Consider the following 20917-nt stretch of genomic DNA (forward strand, 5'->3'; position numbering starts at 1 on the left):
ATAAACCTATGTTTATTGTATGGAAAAAAATGATATCTGTAAACCTTAGCAGGATTTAGGGGAATAAGACGAGAAATATGTTGAATACGCTTACAATGATACTATAAGAGGAGAGTAGATTTTATGAGTACTTATACATTAACCGCTTTTGAAAAGACTGGAGAAAAATTAATAGATGAAAGTTTCGAAGCAGCTTCTGAAACAGAAGCAAAGACTATCGGCACCAAAAAGTTGGAAGAGCTTGCCTATTTAGAAAAAACACATCGATGCGTTAGCTCTAGCGGAAAACTTGTATTATTTCATCGTTAATATAAAACGCCGGAAAGGTTTAGCTTTCCGGCGTTTTATATTACTTTACAGCTTCTTTTAGTTCTTTACCAGCTTTAAATGCCGGTACTTTTGATGCTGGAATTTGCATTTCTTCACCCGTTTGAGGGTTACGGCCTGTACGAGCAGCACGCTCGCGTACTTCAAATGTACCGAAGCCGATTAACTGAATTTTTTCACCTTCACCTAGCGTTGATGAAATTGTTTCTAGTAATGCGTCAACTGCTTTAGATGCATCTGCTTTTGTTAACTCCGATTTTGTTGCCACTGCGTTTACTAAATCTGTTTTGTTCATTTCCAATCACCTCATTAGTTTCTACATTATCTTGTGTTACCACTGTTTTGCAACTTTTAAACATGCTCTATCAATATGATAGACAAAAATATTGGCTTTTAAACTAGTTCACTTAATTTTCGGAAATATCTTTTTCACTTTGATTAAAAACAGGAGCTCGCTTTTCCAGAAACGCACGTACACCTTCCTTATGATCCAAACTTTGGCTCATAGCAAACTGACTTCTTTTCTCAAGGGCAAGCACTTGCTTTAATTGTGAAGTAGATGTCTCCACATAAATTCGCTTTGTTTCCTTCAAAGCACGTGAAGGTTTTTTTAGCCAATATGAGAGATAATCTTCTACACGCTTCGCCAAATCTCCTTCTTTTATTTCATCAATTATGCCAAATTGATGAGCTTCCTCTGCTTTTAATGTCTTTCCTTCCCAAATCAGCTGTTTCGCACGGTGAGCACCGATGCGCTTTTCTAGTAAAAAGTGACCGCCTCCATCGGGAATTAGAGCAATGCCGATAAAGTTCATTGCAATTTTTGTGTGTCTTTCTGCAATAATATAATCAGAAGCAAGCGCGATGCTGAGCCCTAGCCCTGCTGCCGCACCGTGCAGTACACTTATCGTCATTTGAGGCAGGCTGTATAAAGTCAGCACGGCTTCATTAATCAAATCCATCACCTGCTCAAAACGTTCTGATTGTGAAGGTGACATCATCATATTAATATCTCCGCCTGCTGAAAATACTTTTCCGTTTCCTTTTACTACTAAAAAGTCCGCTTCGCTTTCTTCGACAACTTTTAAACATTGAATAAACTGCTCTAGCACTTCTTCATTTAATGCATTTAACGCATCCGGCCTGTTAAACGAAATTGTGGCGACGCGCTCTTGTAAAACTAGTTCTACTACTTTTAATTCGACGGTCATCTTACTCACCCTTTCTGATAATGATTAACGACTTGTTCACGAAGCGTACGTTTTAAGAACTTTCCTACCGTTGTCTTCGGGATTTCATCTATAAATAAAATTTCATCTGGAAGCCACCATTTTGCAAATTGCGACGCTAAAAATTTGAGCAGCTCTTCTGACGAAACGACACCTTTATATACATCTTTTAACACGACACAAGCAACTGGACGCTCTTGCCACACCTTATGAGGGACTGCTATGACACAGGCTTCGAAAACAGCTTCATGGGCAATAAGCGCGTTTTCTAAATCAACAGATGAAATCCATTCTCCTCCGCTTTTAATTAAATCTTTTGTTCGGTCTACAATTTTGATCGTTCCCTCTTCGTCAACCGTCACAATATCTCCCGTATACAGCCAGCCGTCTTTAAACGTATCTGCTGTTCTTTTATCCTTGTAATATTCAGAAGCTACCCATGGCCCCTTTAGTAATAGCTCACCCATTTCCACTCCATCCCAAGCAACTTCTCCATTTTGACCTATTACTTTCATTTCAACGCCAGGAACTAAGAAACCTTGCTTCGCTTTTACGCTGAGCTGATACTCAGAGTCTTCGCTGTACTGATAGCTTTTTAAGCGGGACACGGTTACAACAGGGCTTGTTTCCGTCATTCCGTATGCATGCATAAATTCAATTTGATATTTTTCCTGAAATTCTCGAATGACGCTTTTTGGGGCCGCTGATCCGCCGCATAAAATAGCGCGCAAGCTATCAACTGCGTAAGGCTTTTTTTCTAACTCTTGTAAAAAATTTAACCAAACGGTAGGTACTGCTGCTGCAAGAGTTACTCTCTCTTGTTCAATCAGAGAAGCAATCGTCTCCGAAGTACAAAAAGCACCCGGCAGCACGAGCTTTGTTCCAAACCAGACCGCAGCAAAAGGAATTCCCCATGCGTTTACGTGAAACATTGGAACGATAGGCATAGCGGTATCAGCTTCTGATAATCCAGCACTATCAGCAAGCCCTAGCGCCATACAGTGCAAATAAATAGCGCGATGAGAATATACAACGCCCTTTGGCTCTCCTGTAGTAGCAGAGGTATAACAAAGACCTGCTGGTTCTTCTTCGCTTAAATCTTGAACAAAGGAATGCGATGCATGCCCTTGCTGAATCCAATTTTCGTAATGATAAACTGGCAAGTCTGTTTCTGGCAGCTCACCTTCATCTGACATAATGATATAGGCTTCAACATGTGGAAGCTTTTGATGAATGCTTTCAAATAAAGGTAAAAAGCATTCATCAAGTAAAATGACTTTATCGCGTGCATGGTTAATGATGTATACAATTTGCTCGGAATCTAACCGGATATTAATTGTGTGAAGAACAGCGCCTATTCCCGGCACACCAAAATAAGCCTCTAGATGTCTATGATGATTCCATGCAAACGTTCCGACTCTTTCCCCTCGCTTCACTCCAATTCGTTCTAGCATACTAGAGAGCTGCCGAGTCCGTTTTATTAACTGATTATAAGTTAAACGCTGAATTCCTTTTGAAGATTTAGAAACCACTTCTTTTTTACCAAACAGCTTTTCAGCTCTTTCCATCATAGATGGTACGGTTAACTGTACATTCATCATTAAGCGGCACCTCGCATCGTCATGATGAGAAAACGCTTACAACTTTTTTATATATTCAACAGATTCCGACATTTCCCTGCTGAAAATAAAAAAAGATCACTAGAAAGTGACCTTTTTATTTCTTAAACAATTCACCTAAAATCTTGAGTTTCTCTTGTGTGTAGTGCTCGAATCCATCGTTGTACGATTTTGGATCTTTTGGATTCGCAAACCTTGTAATAATGCCTGTTTCTGGATGCACGAACTTACTGGATGCCCCGCATCCAAGGCCAATAATCGTCTGCTTTTCTTCCATGATCATAATATTATACAGGCTCTCTTGACCAGGAAATGAATATCCAACGTTCTCTAAATTACCTAAAATATTTTTTTGGCGATATAAGTAATAAGGTTCATATCCTTGTTCTTGAGTCCACTCAGTCGCTAAATCCATCATTTTACCAATTTCATAGCGATCTGCTACTTTGTATTTCCGTTTATTTTGAGTCATTTCAGACGCACGTTTAAACGATAGCGTATGAACAGTTAAAGATTCAGGAAGCAATTTTTTAGATTCGTCTAGCGTATGCTGAAATTCTTCTACACCTTCATTTGGAAGCCCAATAATTAAGTCCATGTTAATGTTATTCATCCCCATTTTTCGAGAAAGATGAAATTTATCAATCGTTTCTTCAACTGTATGATGGCGTCCAATAGCTTTTAAGGTTTCTTGAATATAAGACTGCGGATTTACACTAATCCGGTCAATATTCCATTTGTTCAAAACAGCTAGCTTTTCTTCCGTAATCGTATCAGGTCTTCCTGCTTCTACCGTAATTTCACGGATATTTTGTACATCCGGGAACGATTCATACATCTCTTCATATAACATGTCCATTTCTTCAGCGGTAATGCTCGTTGGTGTGCCTCCGCCATAATAGACGGTTGTAATCTTGACGTTATTGTCTTTTAACCATTTTCCTACTTCACGCATCTCATAATGCAAGCCGCCCAAAAATGACGTAACGGATCCTTGACGTCCGTTAATCGCATAGGCTGGGAATGTACAGTATGCACACTTCGTCGGACAAAACGGAATGCCTATATAAATGCTTACCTCGTTCTTTAACTCATGTAAATCAGGAATAGCTGCTAGTTGACGATCCACAATATGCTGCATTAAATTAATTTTGTCATCGGTGATTAAATATTCTTCCTTTAGCTCACGATGTGCTTGTTCTTTACTTTTGCCTGACTGCAGTTTCATATGAAGCAGCTTCGTCGGACGTATACCAGTTAAAATACCCCATTTTTGAACAATGCTTGTATACTCCTGTAGTACAGATAAGTAGACGCGAAGCACCACATTTTTTATTTGCTTAAATTCTTCTTTTTCTGTTTCATACGGCGTAAACGATTTAGAAAGCTCTTCTGTAAACACCTTGTCCGTTTCAGCATCATGCAGCACTGCTTTCGCATAAATTTCTTCATGAACTTTTAGCTCTACTTCGACCTTCAGCTGAGCTTCGTTATCATCCTCAAAGGAGACATTGCTTTCTTCAAAAAACAAATCTGAAATTCGGTGAAGCGGACGTAAAAAACGCTCATCTTCTATACCTTTTATATAAATGTTCAATATAATCACCTTTCAAATCAATTCTATCTAAGTAATCAGTTTACAAAACCTACGTATGTCCGGTCAAGGTGCTCAGCTCAAGGGAGTGCACGGACAGGAAACAAACGGAAAAAGAGATTGAGCCATAACTACATTCATTCAATCTAAAGACGAACAAATAGGATAAATGAGATCATATGAATTGCTTGTTACACCTCTGTTGATTCCGTGCAAGGCTTTGCTTTCCCCGGGCGGCCGATGAGCCTCCTCATCGCTTGCGCTTTTCCCTCAGGAGTCTTCGCCTTGCCCTCTAGTCAACAGCTAGAAGCACCTACATATATGAAACCTACGTTCACTCTTCCGATAAAAAAATCCGAACGAATTGGATTCTCTATCAAGAATCTCGATTCATCGTTCGGATCTTCCTTCGGCTAAACTACTTTTATCCTAGCCTCTTTTTTCCTTTATTTATTTTAAACGAAAGCTGTCAATTTGATGAAGATAACCGAGGCGCTGCTGCTTTCTAAATAATTCTTTCACCATATAGGCTACACCATTTTCATTATTAGAACGAGTAACCCAATCCGCAAGCATTTTTAATTCCGTTGGTGAATTGCCCATGGCCACACCCATTCCCGCATGTTCAATCGTTTCTACATCATCATAGCAATTTCCAATTGCCACCACGTCTTCCATTGGTATCCCTAGACGATTTGCTACATAACGAACGCCGGCAGCTTTTGTGGCTCCTTTTGGCGTAATATAACATCTATTTTCATTTGGATACGAAAACCATTCAATATCCGGAACTGCACTAGCAATTGTTTGCTCAGCGTATTCTTTTTCTCTACGATCTGCAAAATACACTTCTATTTTTGGCGTAGAAACAGGTTCATCACGAAGCGTATCTCCTAATGAATCTACGAACTGCACGGGGTAAAAGAGCGGTTCTCCCGTTTTTAACACGCTTTTAGCTACAATATTGTTAGGAAGCTTTACACGATTTCCAATTGAAAACCTTTCATGTAAAATGCGGACATGACAATTAAAATTTTCAAAAAGCTGAATGAGATTAAATGTTTTTTCTTCGCTAATTCTCTTATCTAGTATCGGTTTGTCTATCGATGTTCCGATAAAGGCACCGCTATGAGTAATGAGCATTGCAGGATGAACTTTAAGTGACCGAGCAATTTTTTTAGCAGACGGAAAATGCCTGTTTGTTACTAACGTAACGTAAACCCCTTTATTTTTCACAAATTGAATTGCGTCTTTCGTTTCTTTTGTAACGCGCCCTTGGCTATTTAAAATGGTTCCATCAATATTCAACGCTAGCAATCGATAAGCCATATGAGAACCCCTTCTTTCATAGATGTCTAATCCGTTAGGATACGGTTATAAATGACCTTTTCATGATAGTCGGCATGTGTAGCCTTGTTACTAAGCTTATGAGCAGAACTGCACAATTAGAAGAAATTTCCGCATAAAAAAAAGAGGAAAAGATTTCTCTTTTCCTCTTTTCCCTATCTCTTATTCAGCCGCACCGTAAAGTTCTTCAAGTGGCTTCATGATAATTTTGTTTAATTCACCAATTACCATGCTCATACGTTGCTCAGCTTCCATTAGCTTCGCGATATTTTGATCTTGTTGAACGATTGCAACTGTTTGTTGAGCTTGCTGAACTTCTTCTTCAGTGATCTCTTGGCCCATCATTTGCTTTTGTTGCAGCTCCATTTGCATTGTACGGAAACGCTCAAATAATTGTTTTGAACCTTGATCAGCGTTTACTGCTGCATATAAGTTTTTTAAGTTTGTATAATCGTCGCTTTGACGAATTGCTTTTTCTAAATCATTTGCTACATCATGTAAGTTTACAGACACGTTAAGTTCCTCCTAATTAAGTTCTATAATTTCTTGACTTCCCTAACTATAACAAATTATTATATAAAATTCAGCTTAAGACCTTTATTTTCTCAGAAAACGATAAATTCTCTTCACAGATTGGGCTAATTCCTCATAGTATATATCAGCATTCGCCTACTAAAGGAAAGAAAAAGAGGATTCGTTTATGAATACTTTTACCATTTCTCTAAAACCACTAGAGAACCATATGAGCGACGATATTTACATTAGTTCTGCTCTGTTCTCACGTGTGAAATGCAAGCACGAGTTTACGTTAACAGTAGGCTCCATCACGAAAGAAGTCAAAGCCACTGTTTTTCAGCATCGAGAATGCTGCTTCATGATGTCAGAAGCTCTATTTACAGACTTTCGCTTTCCCTATGAAACGCATCAGCTGAGAGGCATTTACGAAGAGAACACCTTTAGGATGGGACCCGTGATTAGCATCGTAACAGAAGTTCGAGAAGGTGAAGAACTCTTTGGCTCCATTTCTGTATTTTGTAAGGAATTTGTTCAAGCTTGCAAGGAGTTAGGGTGTTTTTGCTATGTGAGCAAATTGAGCGACGTGAAGTCATTGTCCCCTAAAGGATATGTTTATCGCGCTGATCGATGGGTTTATTCAGACGTTCCCTTTCCGGGAATCGTACACAACCGGATTCATGCCAGGAAAACCGAGCAAAGCGCTGATTTTCAAACCTTTAAAACATTTTTGAAAGAGCACGACGTTCCTTTCTTTAACGCACGCTACTTAAATAAATGGACGGTTTTTCAACAGCTTAAAGATGTCGTACACTTCCTTCCATATTTGCCAAAAACGTATCAGCTTCGTTCACGTCAAGATCTTCTTGACGCTTTGGAACTTCATGACGATGTTTTTCTAAAGCCTGTTCATGGCAGCCAAGGAAAAAATATTTTTAAAATTTCAAAGAAAGAGAAGTATATTTTAGACTATACAACGTTTACGCAGACGTATGAAAAAGAATATGAATCTCTCTATGACTTATTTGAAACGCTTTATAGTCAATTAAAAAGGCAAGGATTTCTCATCCAAGAAGGAATCTCACTGCAGACATACAAACAGTGCCCTTTTGATTTCCGTATTCTCTGTCATAAAAAAGACGACTTGACGTGGAAAATCACGTCTATTGTCACACGTGTATCAAAACCCGGCAATTTCGTCTCAAATCTTGCCCGTGGAGGAGATATTCATCCTCCTCAGCAAGTTTTAACTCAGCTCTATGATTCAAAAACTACGCGTCACATCCTTTCACTTTTAAAAGAGATTGCGATTGAAATTTGCACACAGCTTTCTCACCCGTCTGAACTTTATGCAGAATTTGGTATTGATTTAGCGATTGATCAAGAAGGAAAGCCTTGGATTATTGAAGTAAATGTCAAACCTTCCAAACAATTAGATTCAAGCGCTTTCTCTGTCCGTCCCTCAACAAAAGCACTGCTTGATTATTGTCTGCATGCAACGAATTTTCAATTTGCCAAGGAGGATTTACGATGATTTCATTAGGCTTTTTAACGATTCACCCACAGCAAGAAGTGGAGTACGTGACCGAAATTGCTAAACATGCTTCTGAGTTTTCAATTGAAATATACCGTTTTACTCCTTTTAACATTCATCCTAACACCGAAAATATTGAAGGCTTCCGCTATGATTTGCAACAAGAGAAATGGATAGAAGATTCCTTTTTACTTCCTTCGTTTATTTACGATCGCTGCTTTTATCGAAAAGACTCGCTGTCTAAAAAGGCGCGCCCTATTGTAAGCTGGCTTAAACAGCGGGAAGATGTTACATTTTTAGGCCATGGATTGCCCAATAAGCTAGATGTCTATGAAGTAATTAAAAAAGATAGCTATTTATCTTCATATATTCCTCCTACCACTCCAATTGAAAGTGTAGAGCAGCTTGTTCAGCTGCTTCGAACAAACGATAGCCTAATGATTAAGCCTGCCAACGGCTCACAAGGTAAAGGAATTGTGAAATTAAGACAGCGCGGACGTGAAATTGAAGCTTCTTATCAACAAAATGACATTGTAAACACCATTCTATTTTCGTCTTTTCAAGAGTTTAAGCACTGGTTTACGAAAACGACCCGTGATGTATTGTATATTGCTCAGCCCCATATTTCATTTTTCCCTTATGAACGCACTCCTTTTGATATAAGACTGCTATTACAAAAAGGAAACGATGGTGCTTGGAAAGAAATTGGAAGAGGACTTAGACAAGGTGAACGGGACTCCATCCTAACAAATGTAAGTTCAGGAGCCTCTATTGTACCTTTTGAGAACTTGCTGCCTCGCATCCCTCGCGTTCACCGTCAATATGTAATGGATGAAATCAACACCATTTGTAAAACGATTCCGCCCGTACTGGAAAATCATTTTCCTTCTCTTTTTGAATTAGGTATTGATTTATGTATCTCGAGAGACTTCAGCATCTGGATTCTAGATATAAATTCGAAACCGGGAAGAAAAATAATAATGGAAACAGCCCCTGAACAAAAAGAAGTCATGTATAAAAATGTCCTGTCTTACTGCGTCTATTTAGCTAACACACTATCGTATCGTAAGGAGTAATGCTATGAAAAAAACTCTTACTCGCCTTGTTGTAGTAGAGCAGCTAGGATGCGATCTTTCTGTTCCTGCATCTCTTTACAAAGACTCCTTGAAACAAGCAGCTTTTGGAACAATGACAGCTCCATGCCTTATACAATCTTCAGAACGTGAAGAAATTCAGATTTCAACTGAGCTAATGACAAAACTGCAAATTCCTTTCGCTCATATGATGCACCCTATTATTGTGAATGAGACCATTCACTTAGGACCTTTAATTGGTGTGTTATCAGCTGGTTTTACTGGTTCTCTGCTGCGGCCAATTGGAAAGCGTTCCCTTCACTTAGCTAAACTTCTTTCCACTGCAAGTATCACAGGGGGACTGCCTTTTATTTTTGGAACTCATCATATCAACTGGGAAACCGGGACTATAAACGGCTATTTTTATGAAAAAAGCGGCTGGACACAGCATGAAGTTCCACTTCCCAATGTTGTATATAATCGTTTGCCAAATCGAAAAACAGAGGGGTTAGCCCCTTTTAAGTTCATTAAAGAAAAGATGATGACTGATTACGGCATTCCATTTTTTAATCCTGATTTTTTCAACAAGTGGGAAATTCATGAGCTTTTAAAACTGAACGAGCAGACAGCTTATTTATTACCTTACACGGTTGAAAGTCCTTCGTATGAGCAAATAAAAAAACTTCTGCTTCTTCATCAAACCGTTTATTTAAAACCGAAAAACGGAAGCTTAGGCCGCGGCATTTATACGCTATCTTTTAAGGATTCCATGTACACGCTGACTTACAAAGGAGAAAAAGGTCTTCATGTTCAAGAAAAAGAAACTTTAGAGAATCTATTATCAGAATTTGAATATCTACTTACTAATCCTTCCTACATTGCTCAGCAAGGTATTTCATTAATCAAAAAAGAAAAGCGCTGTGTAGACTTTCGCGTGCATACGAATAAAGACGGGAATAACAAATGGGTGCTTACTGCTCTAGCTGCTAAAGTAGCCGGTCCCAACAGCATCACTACGCATCTTGATTACGGCGGAGAAATTGAAGCTACAGCCAAAATATTCACTAACCCTTCTTACAAAAAAGAAATTGAAAATAAGCTAAAAGATGCCGCTATCTCAATTAGTCATGTGCTTGAACAGGAGTTGAACGGATTAATTGGAGAGCTTGGATTCGATTTTGGAGTAGATTATCAAGGAAACGTGTGGCTGTTTGAAGCTAACTCTAAGCCCGGTCGCTCTATTTTTTCACACCCTGCCTTACGAAAAGCGGATCAACAAACTAGAAAACTTTCTCTAGAATATGCGATTTACTTATCTGGATACTATCTAAATACACCTGAAGGCATCAGCATATGATTACAATTTACTATCACAAAGAAAAGCAGCAGTGGTTTCATAATAACCCTTCAGCATCTTACACATGGGGAGTTCAAGAAATTGAACTTCCCTTTACTCAAAACATTTCTTCTACTCAGGCTTTTCTTCGTTTAAAAGGAGAAAAAGCTGGTCCTATTGTGGGAGTTTTAACGAACAAAGCTGTTTTGGAAAAACTGAATGTACAACAGCGTCCTTTATTAGAACTCTTACATCATACCCTGCAAGAGAAAGGCGGGCTTCTTGCTTTATTCGCTGAAGAAACAATGTCTCGTCACTTCTTTGAAGGGTATTGCTTTGACGGTGCAAGAAAGCAGTGGATCAAAACAACTTTGCCGCTGCCAAACGTTATATATAATCGTTATCCAGGCAGAAAATCAGAAACCAAAAAGCTGAAATCTTTACACCAAAAAATAAAAAGCAGGCACATCCCCCTTTTTAATTCCGCTTTTTTTTCAAAATGGAAAGTGTATCAGTTATTTTCAAAGGATCCACTATTATCTTCTCACCTTCCTAAAACCTATCGTTTAACACCAGAAATTGATATTGCTAAGCTTCTGCAAAAACACTCTTCCCTTTATTTTAAGCCTATTAACAGCAGTAAAGGCGCTGGGATTTTTCGATTATCGTCCGATAAACATACGATTACTTATCAAGATCATACTCGCAAAGAAGAATTTTCTTCTTTACAAGCAATTGACCTTCCCAGATCTGCTTATCTCATTCAAGAAGCAATTGAGACGCAACCATTCAAAGACCGGCGCTATGACTTACGTATTTTAGCGCATCACAAAGATAGTGGATATGTTATTAGTGGCGTCGGTATTCGACATAGTCCCTATCAATCCATTACAACACATACATTAAACGGCGGAAGCATTTCACCTTTTCAAGATCTTGAAGATGAAGTAGATACTTCCTTTCTTTCGTCTTTTGTAAATACGTGCGGGCAAGTCCTTCAAAAGTCCTTCCCTCTAGTTGAAGAATTTTCTCTTGATATGGCAAAGTCAGTCCAAGGGCAGTATTATCTGTTTGAAGTGAATGCAAAACCGATGATTTTTGATGAAACAGACATTCAAACGCAAGGTGCTAAACACATATGCAACATATTTTACAAATTAACAAAATTTTTAGATTAAATGATTTTTCATCTCCTTTTCTCATGGTAAGCTTATAATAATTAATTGAGAAAGGAGATTTTCTTTATGATTTCACATTTTCAGGTTAAACCACTCTATCAAAATAATCGAATGCCGGGCTGGCACATCTCGTTTTATATGAATCGGGTTTATTATGAGGCTGATTATTTAAAAGATGGACAAATTTTATGGAAAACTGCGCTTTCTAATCAAATAGATGAAACACAATTAATTGATTATATTCATGAGCTTATGCTTTTTCACGTTTATGAATAGTAAGCTTTCGCCGAAGGGAACGAGCACAGATGAAACAGCTGCACACACTATTTGGGGATAAAATGATTAAGGCTAAAATCCCTTCTCAATTTGGACGATACAAATGGTTTTCAAGTGATGAAGGCTTCATTGGAATTGAACACACGGCTTTATCTCAAAAAGAGCAGGCATTACTTTCTGCTTTTTTAACGCCTTACGATGAGGAAGTTTCTTTACTGGCGCCAGAACAATTGTATTGGTCAAACCTGCTGTTTGAAGCACCTGAAAAAGTCATTCACTCTCATCATACGCACCATTCTTTTCGCTTCACCCAGTTTTTAATTAAACGTTTGTTTGAACAAAAAATAGAGTTTGAAAATGCGCTTCACGCCTTGTATTCTACCTCCATCACTGTGTTGTGGATTGATAAACAATCAGGTATCGTTATAGAAACCTTTGATGATCCTAATGACTTAACTGAAAATTTATCAGACTCTATCGAGGTCCTATGTCATGATTTTGAAACTTCGATTCAGTTCTTTGAAGGACAAATTCACTTTTTTCCGTCTTCACCGCAATTAATTTTTGAACGTGAAAAGAAATGGTTTTATCAAATTAAGCATACAGTCGAACAAAAACATGTTATCCATTTTACCGACGTTTTACCCCATTTGGTTCTGCAAGAGTCTTCAGGGGCAATCCAAAATCATATGATACATTTACTTGACTTAGTAAAAGATGATGGAGATCTTTTAGAAACGATTAAAATTTATTTAGAATGTAATTTAAACGTATCTCTTGCTGCTAAGAAATTGTACATGCATCGCAACAGCTTGCAGTATAGAATTGAGAAATTTATTGATCGCACACACCTTGATATCAAACACTTCACAGGAGCTGTGTCCGCTTACTTAGCTATTCTTGCATTAAAAAATTCGCAGGCTAAAAAATAAAATGAAAGGGTTTTCGTAAATAGTGCACGAAAACCCTTTCTTTTTTTTGTGCATGTTTGCCATTTACCGTTTCATAAAAAAAAATTACACTAGAGTTAAGAAAACGGTTTCACAAATTACATACAAGGGGGAAATGGAAATGGCTGAATTACGTTTAGAACATATTTATAAAATGTATGATAAAGATGTGACGGCGGTAAAAGATTTTAACCTTCACATTCAAGATAAAGAATTTATTGTATTTGTTGGGCCTTCAGGCTGCGGGAAATCGACAACGCTTCGTATGGTTGCAGGGCTAGAGGAAATTTCCAAAGGTGATTTTTATATTGACAGCAAACGTGTAAATGACGTTGCTCCAAAAGATCGCGATATTGCAATGGTATTCCAAAACTACGCATTGTATCCGCATATGAGCGTATATGACAACATGGCTTTCGGCTTAAAACTTCGGAAATTACCAAAAGATGAAATCGAACGCCGCGTAAAAGATGCCGCTCGTATTTTAGGACTTGAGCAATACTTAGAGCGCAAGCCAAAAGCATTATCGGGCGGACAGCGTCAGCGTGTAGCTCTAGGTCGTGCAATCGTTCGTGATGCTAAGGTCTTCTTAATGGATGAACCTTTATCAAACTTAGACGCGAAATTACGTGTGCAAATGCGTTCTGAAATTGCGAAGCTTCACCAGCGTTTGGGTACAACGACAATTTACGTAACACATGACCAAACCGAAGCAATGACAATGGCTTCTCGTCTGGTTGTTATGAAAGATGGGATTATCCAGCAGGTGGGTACACCAAAAGAAGTATATGAAAAACCTGAAAATGTATTTGTAGGCGGGTTTATTGGTTCTCCTGCTATGAACTTCTTAACCGGAACGTTAAAAGACGGAAAGGTTCAAGTAGGCGATTCTCTTCTTGCAGTTCCGGAAGGTAAAATGAAAATACTTCGCGAGCAAGGATATTTAAACAAACAAATTATTTTAGGCATCCGTCCTGAAGATTTCCATGATGAGCCTGTATTTATTGAATCTTCACCTGGCACAAAAGTTACAATCAAAGTCGATGTATCCGAGTTAATGGGAGCTGAAACCATGCTTTATTCTAAACTTGGCGGACAAGATTTTGTAGCACGCGTAGATTCAAGAACAGATATTAAACCGCTTCAGTCTCTGGACTTAGCATTAGATATGAACAAAGCGCATTTCTTTGATGCAGAATCCGAACAGCGCATCCGTGCTGAACAGGAATAAAAAAAGACCCCTAGGGGTCTTTTTTTATTCCTGTATTTGCTTCAATTCCTCACTGTGACAAGTAGAGCAGTAAAAGAGATGGATACATTGGTGATTTGCTAAATCACTAGGATACCCATTCTCTACTTTTAACTGATCGATTTCCATGTAAGCACTGTAATCATCAAAATAATCGCTGACTTTTCCCATATCCCCCAGCACTTCTCCACATGTTTTGCACGTCATTTGTACATCACTAAACCCATTACATAAGGAACAAATCGACATCCGCACACCTCGCTTTACCTAATCAATATGTACCTATAATATGCACGGAATAAAACTCTCTTACTCTTTATCAAACTCCACACAACATTTTCTATAAATTACCAAATAATTTCTATGTATATGTTTTTTTTCCTTTCGTCATAATACTAGTAACAACCGAGCAGCACAACAGCTCGCAAACATTGAGTTACGCCGCGGTAGGCAAGCAGATCTAATCGATGCATCTGCTCGGCTGGTTCAACTCCAGCTAACTCAACCATTACAATCTATTTTATCTAACGAGGAGATGAATACACATGGCAAATTATCAAAACGCATCAAACAGAAATTCATCAAACAAGTTAGTGGCGCCTGGTGCTCAAGCTGCTATCGATCAAATGAAGTTCGAAATCGCTAGTGAGTTTGGTGTAAACTTAGGACCAGATGCAACAGCTCGTGCGAACGGATCTGTTGGTGGCGAAATCACAAAACGTTTAGTACAATTAGCTGAGCAAAACTTAGGCGGCAAGTACTAATATTAACTAATTTCATATTATGGCTTTAGCGCTCCAAGATCCCTTGGAGCGCTTTCTAGTTTCTTTTAATCAGTTTCCTCATTCTTATTCGCAAATGATTTTACGGAAACTTTGCGAATACGTCGATTTTCTACTTCCTTAATGGTAAACAATATCTCTTCATATGAGAAAAAGTCTCCTTTAGCAGGAATATGATCAAACTGCTCATATATCCATCCCCCTAAGGTATGGCACGTACTGTCAGGAGAACTAACCGCTACATAGGTTAAAAATTCATCAATAGGGATGTCCGCGTTAAATTCGTACTCCTTTTCCCCTATCTGTTGTACATACTTAACAGCTTCATCATGTTCATCCCAAATCTCTCCTACAATTTCTTCTAATATATCCTCTAAGGTCACAAGACCGGCCGTTCCACCAAACTCATCAACTACAATTGCCATGTGTACCTTACTTTTTTGGAGCTCTGGCAATAGAACAGATATTTTCATGGATTCTACTACAAAAATAGGTTGTCTCAACAAATCACGAATAGAAATCTCTTTTCTTTGGACTAAACAGGTTAAAAATTCTCTTTCTGATAAAATGCCAATAATATTATCAATATGATCTTCGTATACAGGAACTCTCGAATATCTCTCTTCAAGAAACATTTGGCAAACCGAATCAATATCAGCATTTACGTCAACTGCTGTGACATCTATTCTAGGTTTTAAAATTTGCCCCACCACAATGTCATTAAAATTGAGTGAACGATGAACTAGCTCTTTTTCAATATTATTAATCATTCCTTCTTCTTCGCTTAAATCTACCATCACTTTAATTTCATCTTCTGTAATCGTTGGTGTAGGAGCAGACGCTAACAAGTGAGAAGCTCCTTTTTTCACTTGTAAAAATAAGAAGGAAATCGGGGTTAACAATTTAATAATAATAAATAACAAGGAAGAAATCATCAGCGCAAAAGATTCGGCATGCTCTTTCGCTAACGATTTCGGTAAGACTTCACCAAAAATCAAAATGATAATGGTCATAACGATGATACTAATCACAAGTGCTAGGTTTCCTTTAAACACATCGAGGGCAATTTTAGCTGCCAAAGAGGACGCAGCAATGTTTACGACAACATTTCCTACTAAAATTGTCGATAGCGTCTGCTCAAAGTGTTCAGCAATATGTAGCGCTTTTTTACTTCCTCGATATTTTTTCTCAGCGTAATGTTTTAAACGAATTTTATTTACGCTTGAAAAGGCTGTCTCAGCAGATGAAAAGAAAGCTGATAACATAAGCAAAACGACTAATATCATCATTTGATTCAGAGGCAAGTCTCCCAAAAGACATTCACTCTCCTATTTTTTTGATTTTTCCGTCTTTTTATCATATCAAATTTTTTTGATGTTGAATATTTCCTTCATCAACTTTGTATTACTTTATGCTACGCATGCTTTTTATTATGAATAAGTATACAGATTGTATATCCTAAAGAATAGATACTATCTTTTATAGAGGGGTGCAACCAATGAAAATTTTACTATTAGGCTCAACAGGGCGAGTTGGACAGTCTTTATTAAAAATGATGCTAAAAGATGAAAATGACGTTACAGTACTTGTTAGAGATCGCAATAAGCTAAAGGTTAGTCATCCAAACCTACATATCTTACAAGGCGATGTCCTTCATCAAGAAAATATCAGCTTTGCCCTCAAGCACCAAGATATCGTAGTCGGCGCGTTAAATACAGATGGTGCAGAGACAATTTCAAAAAGTATGCCGCTCATTATAAACAGCATGAAGCATTACGGCGTTCATCGTATTCTTACTATCGGAACTGCAGGTATTTTACAGTCACGAACAGAACCGGAAAAGTATCGTTTTCAATCAAATGAATCGAAGCGTAAAACGACCAGAGCAGCAGAAGATCATTTAAAAGGATACTTACACTTGAAGGAAAGTGACCTAAACTGGACCGTTATATGCCCAACCTACTTGCCTGACGGTGAAATAACAGGCACATACCGAGTGGAAAAAGATATCTTGCCAGCAAATGCCGTTAAAATTTCAACGGGAGATACCGCTCACTTTACCTACCATGAAATATGGGCTCAAAAATTCCCAAAATGCCGCGTTGGAATTGCTTATTGAAAAATCAGGAGAACTTTTCGTTTTCAAAACGAAAAGTTCTACATCCAAAAAATACCGATTATAGCTAATCCACCTAGAACAAAACCTCCTATTTGACCAACGAGAGCCGGTGTCAAAACAGGCTTTCCTTTTTCTTTCTCTAATGTGCTAATATCAAGCTTCATCTGATACATTTCTTCTTTTAAATCTTCAATCTGGCCGTGCAGCGCTTGAATCTGACGTTCTTGGTCACTCATCGACTATCTTCCCTTCCCTTTTTTATTTTTATCATATGCGTAAAAAAGTTAAAGCTTTACTTTTCAGCATCACTTTTTCTAAATGATAAAAACTCCTTTCCCTAGCTTTAGGATAAAAAACTCTTTCCTTCTCATAATAAAAAAGAATAGAGTCCTTAGTCACTGTTGAAAGGAGAACATGATGATAAAACTTGTGTTGATTCGGCACGGACAAAGCGTATGGAATCTGGAAAATAAATTTACAGGCTGGACGGATGTAGATCTTTCTAAAAATGGATTGCAAGAAGCGCGAGAAGCTGGAAAAGTGCTAAAGAAAAACGAATATACTTTTGATATTGCCTATACTTCTGTTTTAAAACGATCCATTCGCACTCTATGGATTGTCTTACATCAAATGGACTTCATGTGGATTCCTGTATACAAATCTTGGAGGCTGAATGAACGTCACTACGGGGCTCTTCAAGGTTTGAACAAAGAAGAAACCGCAAAAAAATTTGGAGAAGAGCAAGTGCATTTGTGGAGAAGGTCGATGAACGAACGCCCTCCTGCTTTAGAGACAACAGATATTCGCTATGAAGCTTTCAACCCTAAGTATAAGGAATTAGGTAAGGGACAATTTCCTGTAACGGAAAACTTAGCCGATACAGAAAAGCGGGTTCTAGAATATTGGGACGAAACTATTGCTCCTTCTATTAAAGCTGGCAAAAAGGTTATTATTTCCGCTCACGGTAATACGATTAGGGCTCTGATGCAGTACTTGGATAACATTTCGCCTGATGGCATTGCGAACTTGAATATTCCTACAAGCGTGCCGCTTGTTTATGAGCTTGATGATAATTTAAAGCCCCTTAGACATTATTATTTAGGCATCGATGGAGAGATTCCTACCCATATTCCTTCTTCATAAAAAACGTGCCTAGATGGTAGGCACGTTTTTTTATATTTTTGAACGAAAGTATTTTCCATACGCCCAGTGATTAGTAGGACCGTGTCCGGAACCAATTTCAAGCGTGTGCTTAATCGCATAGTGAACAAAATCGGAAGCGATTTGAACTGCTTCAACCACGCTTTTGCCTTTCGCTATTTCAGCTGTGACGCAAGCAGCAAACGTGCATCCCGTTCCATGTGTATGCTTTGTATTCATCTTTTCATGCGTGATTTCAACGTACTTATGACCATCATACACTATATCAATCATATCTTGATGAGATTGATCATGTCCGCCTTTAATTACCACGTGCTTTACACCTAGCTCATGAATCTGTTTTGCCGCTTCTTTTCGGTCTTCGATCGTGTGAATTTCTTTACCCGTGATGACTTCCGCCTCCGGTATGTTCGGCGTAATGACTTCACAAAGAGGCAATAATTCTTTTAGAGCCTGTACGGCTTCTCTTTGAAGAAGAGACTGACCGCCTTTTGCAATCATAACGGGATCAACTACAACATTTTGCAGTCCGTACTGTTTGATTTTACGAGCCACTGCGTAAATAATATCAGCACTGAACAACATACCTGTCTTCACTGCATTGGGAAATAAGTCAGTGGCAATTGAATCTAACTGCGTTTCAACTGCTTCTACTTCTAAAGGATAAACTCCTTGAACGCCAACTGTATTTTGTGCGGTCACAGCTGTAATAACAGACATGCCAAAAACGTCACGCTCTTGAAATGTTTTTAAATCTGCTTGAATGCCTGCTCCTCCACCGCTGTCTGATCCAGCAATGGTTAATGCTTTTGGTACTGTCATGCTTGAAACCTCCATCTCTCTTACCCAATATACCGATGATAAAGTGACTTTGCTTCTACTATATCGTTTGTTCCATGGACAAAGACGCGCCCATCTTGAAACATAACTAAACGGTAATCATCTACATAAAAAGAAAGCAGATACGGATTTTGTTCAATTTTATATCCTTTTCCTTTTAATCGTTCACCTAAAGACTGCAGCGGCTGCTTGGCTGATTTACCCGGACGGATTTGTACCGTGTTTCTTCCGCATAGCACAGCTGTTTTCGTTTGATTTTCATATTGTAAAAAGGGATACGTTTGTTCACTGCCGCATGAGCGGCAAGCAGATTTGCGAAACACGTTCACATTGATGCTCGTATACTCATTTTTCCATACGTCAAACGAAACAAGTTCCCTCCTGAGCGCATTCCAGTCTCCAACTAATATTTTTAACACCTCTGTTACTTGATGAGCGACTACCATTTGTACAGCAGGACTAATAATCCCCACTGTATCACATGTTAACCCTCCAAGCGGTACAGATTCAAGCAAACAGGATAAACACGGTGTTTCACTTGGTATGATAGTATAACTAATTCCGTAACTTCCTACACATGCTCCGTAAATCCAAGGAATATCATATTTTTGTGATAAATCATTCATTACAAGGCGTGTGTCAAAATTATCGGTTGCATCAATCATAACATCTACCCCCTCAACAAGCTGTTCTAAAACTTGAGGGGTACCGTCTGCTACGTGCGCTTCTACTTTTACATCGTGATTAATATCATGAAGCCGTTTTTTAGCGGCAATTGCTTTTGGAATTCTTTTATCAGCATCTTTCTCACTATACAATTGCTGCCGCTGAAGGTTGCTCCACTCTACATAGTCCCGATCGATGAGCGTTATTTTCTTTACTCCCGCTCGTGCAAGGGCCTCGGCGTTCCCTGTTCCAAGAGCACCTGCTCCTACAATGAGAACATGCTTTTCTTGAATTTGCTGCTGTCCGCCTTTTCCAATAGGTTGAAACAATTCTTGGCGGGAATAACGATTAATCAACCGATACTCATCCCTTCTGTTGGACTGCTTGCCGTTGCATATTGTTTCTTTTCAATACGTCCTGCTTCAAATGCTGCTCGTCCTGCTTCAATCGCTAGCTTCATAGCACGAGCCATTTTCACAGGATCTTTTGCTCCTGAAACAGCTGTATTTAATAGCACACCATCTGCTCCTAGCTCCATAGCTTGAGCTGCGTCTGAAGCCGTTCCAATACCTGCATCTACAATTACTGGAACAGTTGATTGTTCAATGATAAAACGCATGTTCAACGGATTAATAATACCTTGACCTGAACCGATAGGCGAAGCTCCTGGCATAATGGCATGTACGCCTAACTCCTCTAAACGACGCGCAAGTAAAACATCATCTGATGTGTAAGGTAAAACGGTAAAGCCCTCTTTTAACAGTTCTTCACTAGCTTTTAATGTTTCAACTGGATCAGGAAGCAGCGTTTTATTACATCCAATCACTTCCACTTTTACCATGTCACAAAGTCCAGAAGCCTTTGCTAATTTAGCAATACGTACGGCCTCTTCTGCATTTTTTGCTCCAGCAGTGTTAGGTAAAAGAGTGAAACGCTTCACATCAAGTGCTTCTAATAAATTAGGCTGATTTTGATCAAAAATATCCATTCGTCTAACCGCAAATGTTAAAATTTCTGTTTCCGACTCTTCTACCGCTTGACGCTGAGTCGTAAAGTCCGGAAATTTGCCTGTTCCTAATAATAAACGTGAATTAAATGTATATTGTCCAATTTTTAACATACTC

23 protein-coding genes are annotated in these 20917 nt (G+C 38.6%); 11 read left to right on the forward strand and 12 right to left on the reverse strand.

All coding sequences use genetic code 11. The annotated features are described in order from the left end of the window. Nucleotides 1-123: 123 nt before the first annotated feature. On the forward strand, nt 124-309 hold the full coding sequence (locus SB717_RS22560; protein WP_028412560.1) for a YhzD family protein: 186 nt from the start codon (nt 124-126) through the stop codon (nt 307-309). A 40-nt stretch (nt 310-349) separates the two neighbouring features. On the opposite strand, the gene SB717_RS22565 is transcribed toward SB717_RS22560, so the two are convergent. The 6 genes from SB717_RS22565 to SB717_RS22590 all read right to left on the reverse strand — a co-directional run bounded on the left by SB717_RS22565 (nt 350) and on the right by SB717_RS22590 (nt 6629). After that, the gene (locus SB717_RS22565; protein ID WP_013055305.1) at nt 350-622 is read right to left on the reverse strand and encodes an HU family DNA-binding protein; all 273 of its coding nucleotides are present in this window, start codon (nt 620-622) and stop codon (nt 350-352) included. 112 nt (nt 623-734) lie between these two features. Further along, nucleotides 735-1538: an enoyl-CoA hydratase gene (locus tag SB717_RS22570; RefSeq protein ID WP_074682949.1), complete on the reverse strand. Its 804-nt coding sequence runs from the start codon at nt 1536-1538 to the stop codon at nt 735-737. Between the two features lie 5 nt (nt 1539-1543). Continuing rightward, a complete protein-coding gene (locus tag SB717_RS22575) occupies nt 1544-3157 on the reverse strand; it encodes a long-chain fatty acid--CoA ligase (RefSeq protein WP_074682948.1) in 1614 nt (537 codons plus the stop codon). Nucleotides 3158-3272: 115 nt separating this feature from the next. Then, nucleotides 3273-4772, reverse strand: a complete 1500-nt coding sequence (locus SB717_RS22580; protein WP_074682947.1) for a coproporphyrinogen III oxidase — start codon at nt 4770-4772, stop codon at nt 3273-3275. Nucleotides 4773-5219: 447 nt separating this feature from the next. Beyond that, nucleotides 5220-6098, reverse strand: coding sequence for a Cof-type HAD-IIB family hydrolase (locus SB717_RS22585; protein ID WP_028412564.1), 879 nt, complete (start codon nt 6096-6098; stop codon nt 5220-5222). Nucleotides 6099-6278: 180 nt separating this feature from the next. Then, on the reverse strand, nt 6279-6629 hold the full coding sequence (locus tag SB717_RS22590; protein ID WP_013055299.1) for a YlbF/YmcA family competence regulator: 351 nt from the start codon (nt 6627-6629) through the stop codon (nt 6279-6281). Between the two features lie 187 nt (nt 6630-6816). Here SB717_RS22590 and SB717_RS22595 point away from each other — a divergent pair, with 187 nt between their 5' ends. The 7 genes from SB717_RS22595 (at nt 6817) to SB717_RS22625 (ending at nt 14207) form a co-directional block, all read left to right on the forward strand. After that, nucleotides 6817-8163: a YheC/YheD family endospore coat-associated protein gene (locus tag SB717_RS22595; protein ID WP_074682946.1), complete on the forward strand. Its 1347-nt coding sequence runs from the start codon at nt 6817-6819 to the stop codon at nt 8161-8163. Further along, nucleotides 8160-9239 (forward strand): YheC/YheD family endospore coat-associated protein, encoded by a 1080-nt coding sequence (locus SB717_RS22600; RefSeq protein WP_074682945.1) that lies wholly within the window; start codon nt 8160-8162, stop codon nt 9237-9239. The genes SB717_RS22595 and SB717_RS22600 overlap by 4 nt, the downstream gene beginning before the upstream one ends. Before the next feature lie 4 nt (nt 9240-9243). Further along, nucleotides 9244-10593 carry a YheC/YheD family endospore coat-associated protein gene (locus tag SB717_RS22605; RefSeq protein ID WP_410904779.1) on the forward strand — a complete coding sequence of 450 codons (1350 nt, stop codon included), beginning with the start codon at nt 9244-9246 and terminating at the stop codon, nt 10591-10593. Further along, nucleotides 10590-11750, forward strand: coding sequence for a YheC/YheD family endospore coat-associated protein (locus SB717_RS22610; protein WP_098623217.1), 1161 nt, complete (start codon nt 10590-10592; stop codon nt 11748-11750). Before SB717_RS22605 ends, SB717_RS22610 begins: the two co-directional genes overlap by 4 nt. Nucleotides 11751-11816: 66 nt before the next feature. Continuing rightward, nucleotides 11817-12026: a YheE family protein gene (locus SB717_RS22615; protein WP_074682942.1), complete on the forward strand. Its 210-nt coding sequence runs from the start codon at nt 11817-11819 to the stop codon at nt 12024-12026. A gap of 29 nt (nt 12027-12055) precedes the next feature. Further along, nucleotides 12056-12958, forward strand: coding sequence for a PucR family transcriptional regulator (locus tag SB717_RS22620; protein ID WP_410904780.1), 903 nt, complete (start codon nt 12056-12058; stop codon nt 12956-12958). Nucleotides 12959-13097: 139 nt separating this feature from the next. Beyond that, the gene (locus SB717_RS22625; protein WP_016762961.1) at nt 13098-14207 is read left to right on the forward strand and encodes an ABC transporter ATP-binding protein; all 1110 of its coding nucleotides are present in this window, start codon (nt 13098-13100) and stop codon (nt 14205-14207) included. 24 nt (nt 14208-14231) lie between these two features. Here the strand turns inward: SB717_RS22625 and SB717_RS22630 are convergent, their stop codons facing one another. Further along, nucleotides 14232-14474: a hypothetical protein gene (locus tag SB717_RS22630; RefSeq protein ID WP_098623215.1), complete on the reverse strand. Its 243-nt coding sequence runs from the start codon at nt 14472-14474 to the stop codon at nt 14232-14234. Between the two features lie 296 nt (nt 14475-14770). Between SB717_RS22630 and SB717_RS22635 the strand changes: the two genes are divergently transcribed. Further along, nucleotides 14771-14989 (forward strand): alpha/beta-type small acid-soluble spore protein, encoded by a 219-nt coding sequence (locus SB717_RS22635; RefSeq protein ID WP_013055290.1) that lies wholly within the window; start codon nt 14771-14773, stop codon nt 14987-14989. A 65-nt stretch (nt 14990-15054) separates the two neighbouring features. On the opposite strand, the gene SB717_RS22640 is transcribed toward SB717_RS22635, so the two are convergent. After that, entirely contained in the window at nt 15055-16320 is a 1266-nt protein-coding gene (locus SB717_RS22640) for a hemolysin family protein (protein ID WP_410904781.1), read from the reverse strand. A 185-nt stretch (nt 16321-16505) separates the two neighbouring features. On the opposite strand from SB717_RS22640, the gene SB717_RS22645 reads away from it, so the two are divergent. Next, nucleotides 16506-17126: an NAD(P)-dependent oxidoreductase gene (locus SB717_RS22645; RefSeq protein WP_410904782.1), complete on the forward strand. Its 621-nt coding sequence runs from the start codon at nt 16506-16508 to the stop codon at nt 17124-17126. Between the two features lie 38 nt (nt 17127-17164). Here the strand turns inward: SB717_RS22645 and SB717_RS22650 are convergent, their stop codons facing one another. Continuing rightward, the gene (locus SB717_RS22650) at nt 17165-17362 is read right to left on the reverse strand and encodes a hypothetical protein (RefSeq protein WP_016762958.1); all 198 of its coding nucleotides are present in this window, start codon (nt 17360-17362) and stop codon (nt 17165-17167) included. 181 nt (nt 17363-17543) lie between these two features. On the opposite strand from SB717_RS22650, the gene gpmA reads away from it, so the two are divergent. Then, entirely contained in the window at nt 17544-18269 is a 726-nt protein-coding gene (gpmA, locus tag SB717_RS22655) for a 2,3-diphosphoglycerate-dependent phosphoglycerate mutase (protein WP_410904809.1), read from the forward strand. Between the two features lie 30 nt (nt 18270-18299). On the opposite strand, the gene thiD is transcribed toward gpmA, so the two are convergent. The 3 genes from thiD to SB717_RS22670 are packed head-to-tail and all read right to left on the reverse strand — an operon-like array spanning nt 18300 to nt 20913. Then, on the reverse strand, nt 18300-19109 hold the full coding sequence (thiD, locus tag SB717_RS22660; protein WP_074682936.1) for a bifunctional hydroxymethylpyrimidine kinase/phosphomethylpyrimidine kinase: 810 nt from the start codon (nt 19107-19109) through the stop codon (nt 18300-18302). A gap of 20 nt (nt 19110-19129) precedes the next feature. After that, nucleotides 19130-20149, reverse strand: a complete 1020-nt coding sequence (locus SB717_RS22665; protein WP_410904783.1) for a thiazole biosynthesis adenylyltransferase ThiF — start codon at nt 20147-20149, stop codon at nt 19130-19132. Further along, nucleotides 20146-20913, reverse strand: a complete 768-nt coding sequence (locus SB717_RS22670; RefSeq protein WP_045292429.1) for a thiazole synthase — start codon at nt 20911-20913, stop codon at nt 20146-20148. Before SB717_RS22670 ends, SB717_RS22665 begins: the two co-directional genes overlap by 4 nt. Between the last annotated feature and the right edge of the window lie 4 nt (nt 20914-20917).

The organism is Priestia sp. SIMBA_032 (genome assembly GCF_046535215.1).
GTDB lineage: Bacteria > Bacillota > Bacilli > Bacillales > Bacillaceae_H > Priestia > Priestia aryabhattai.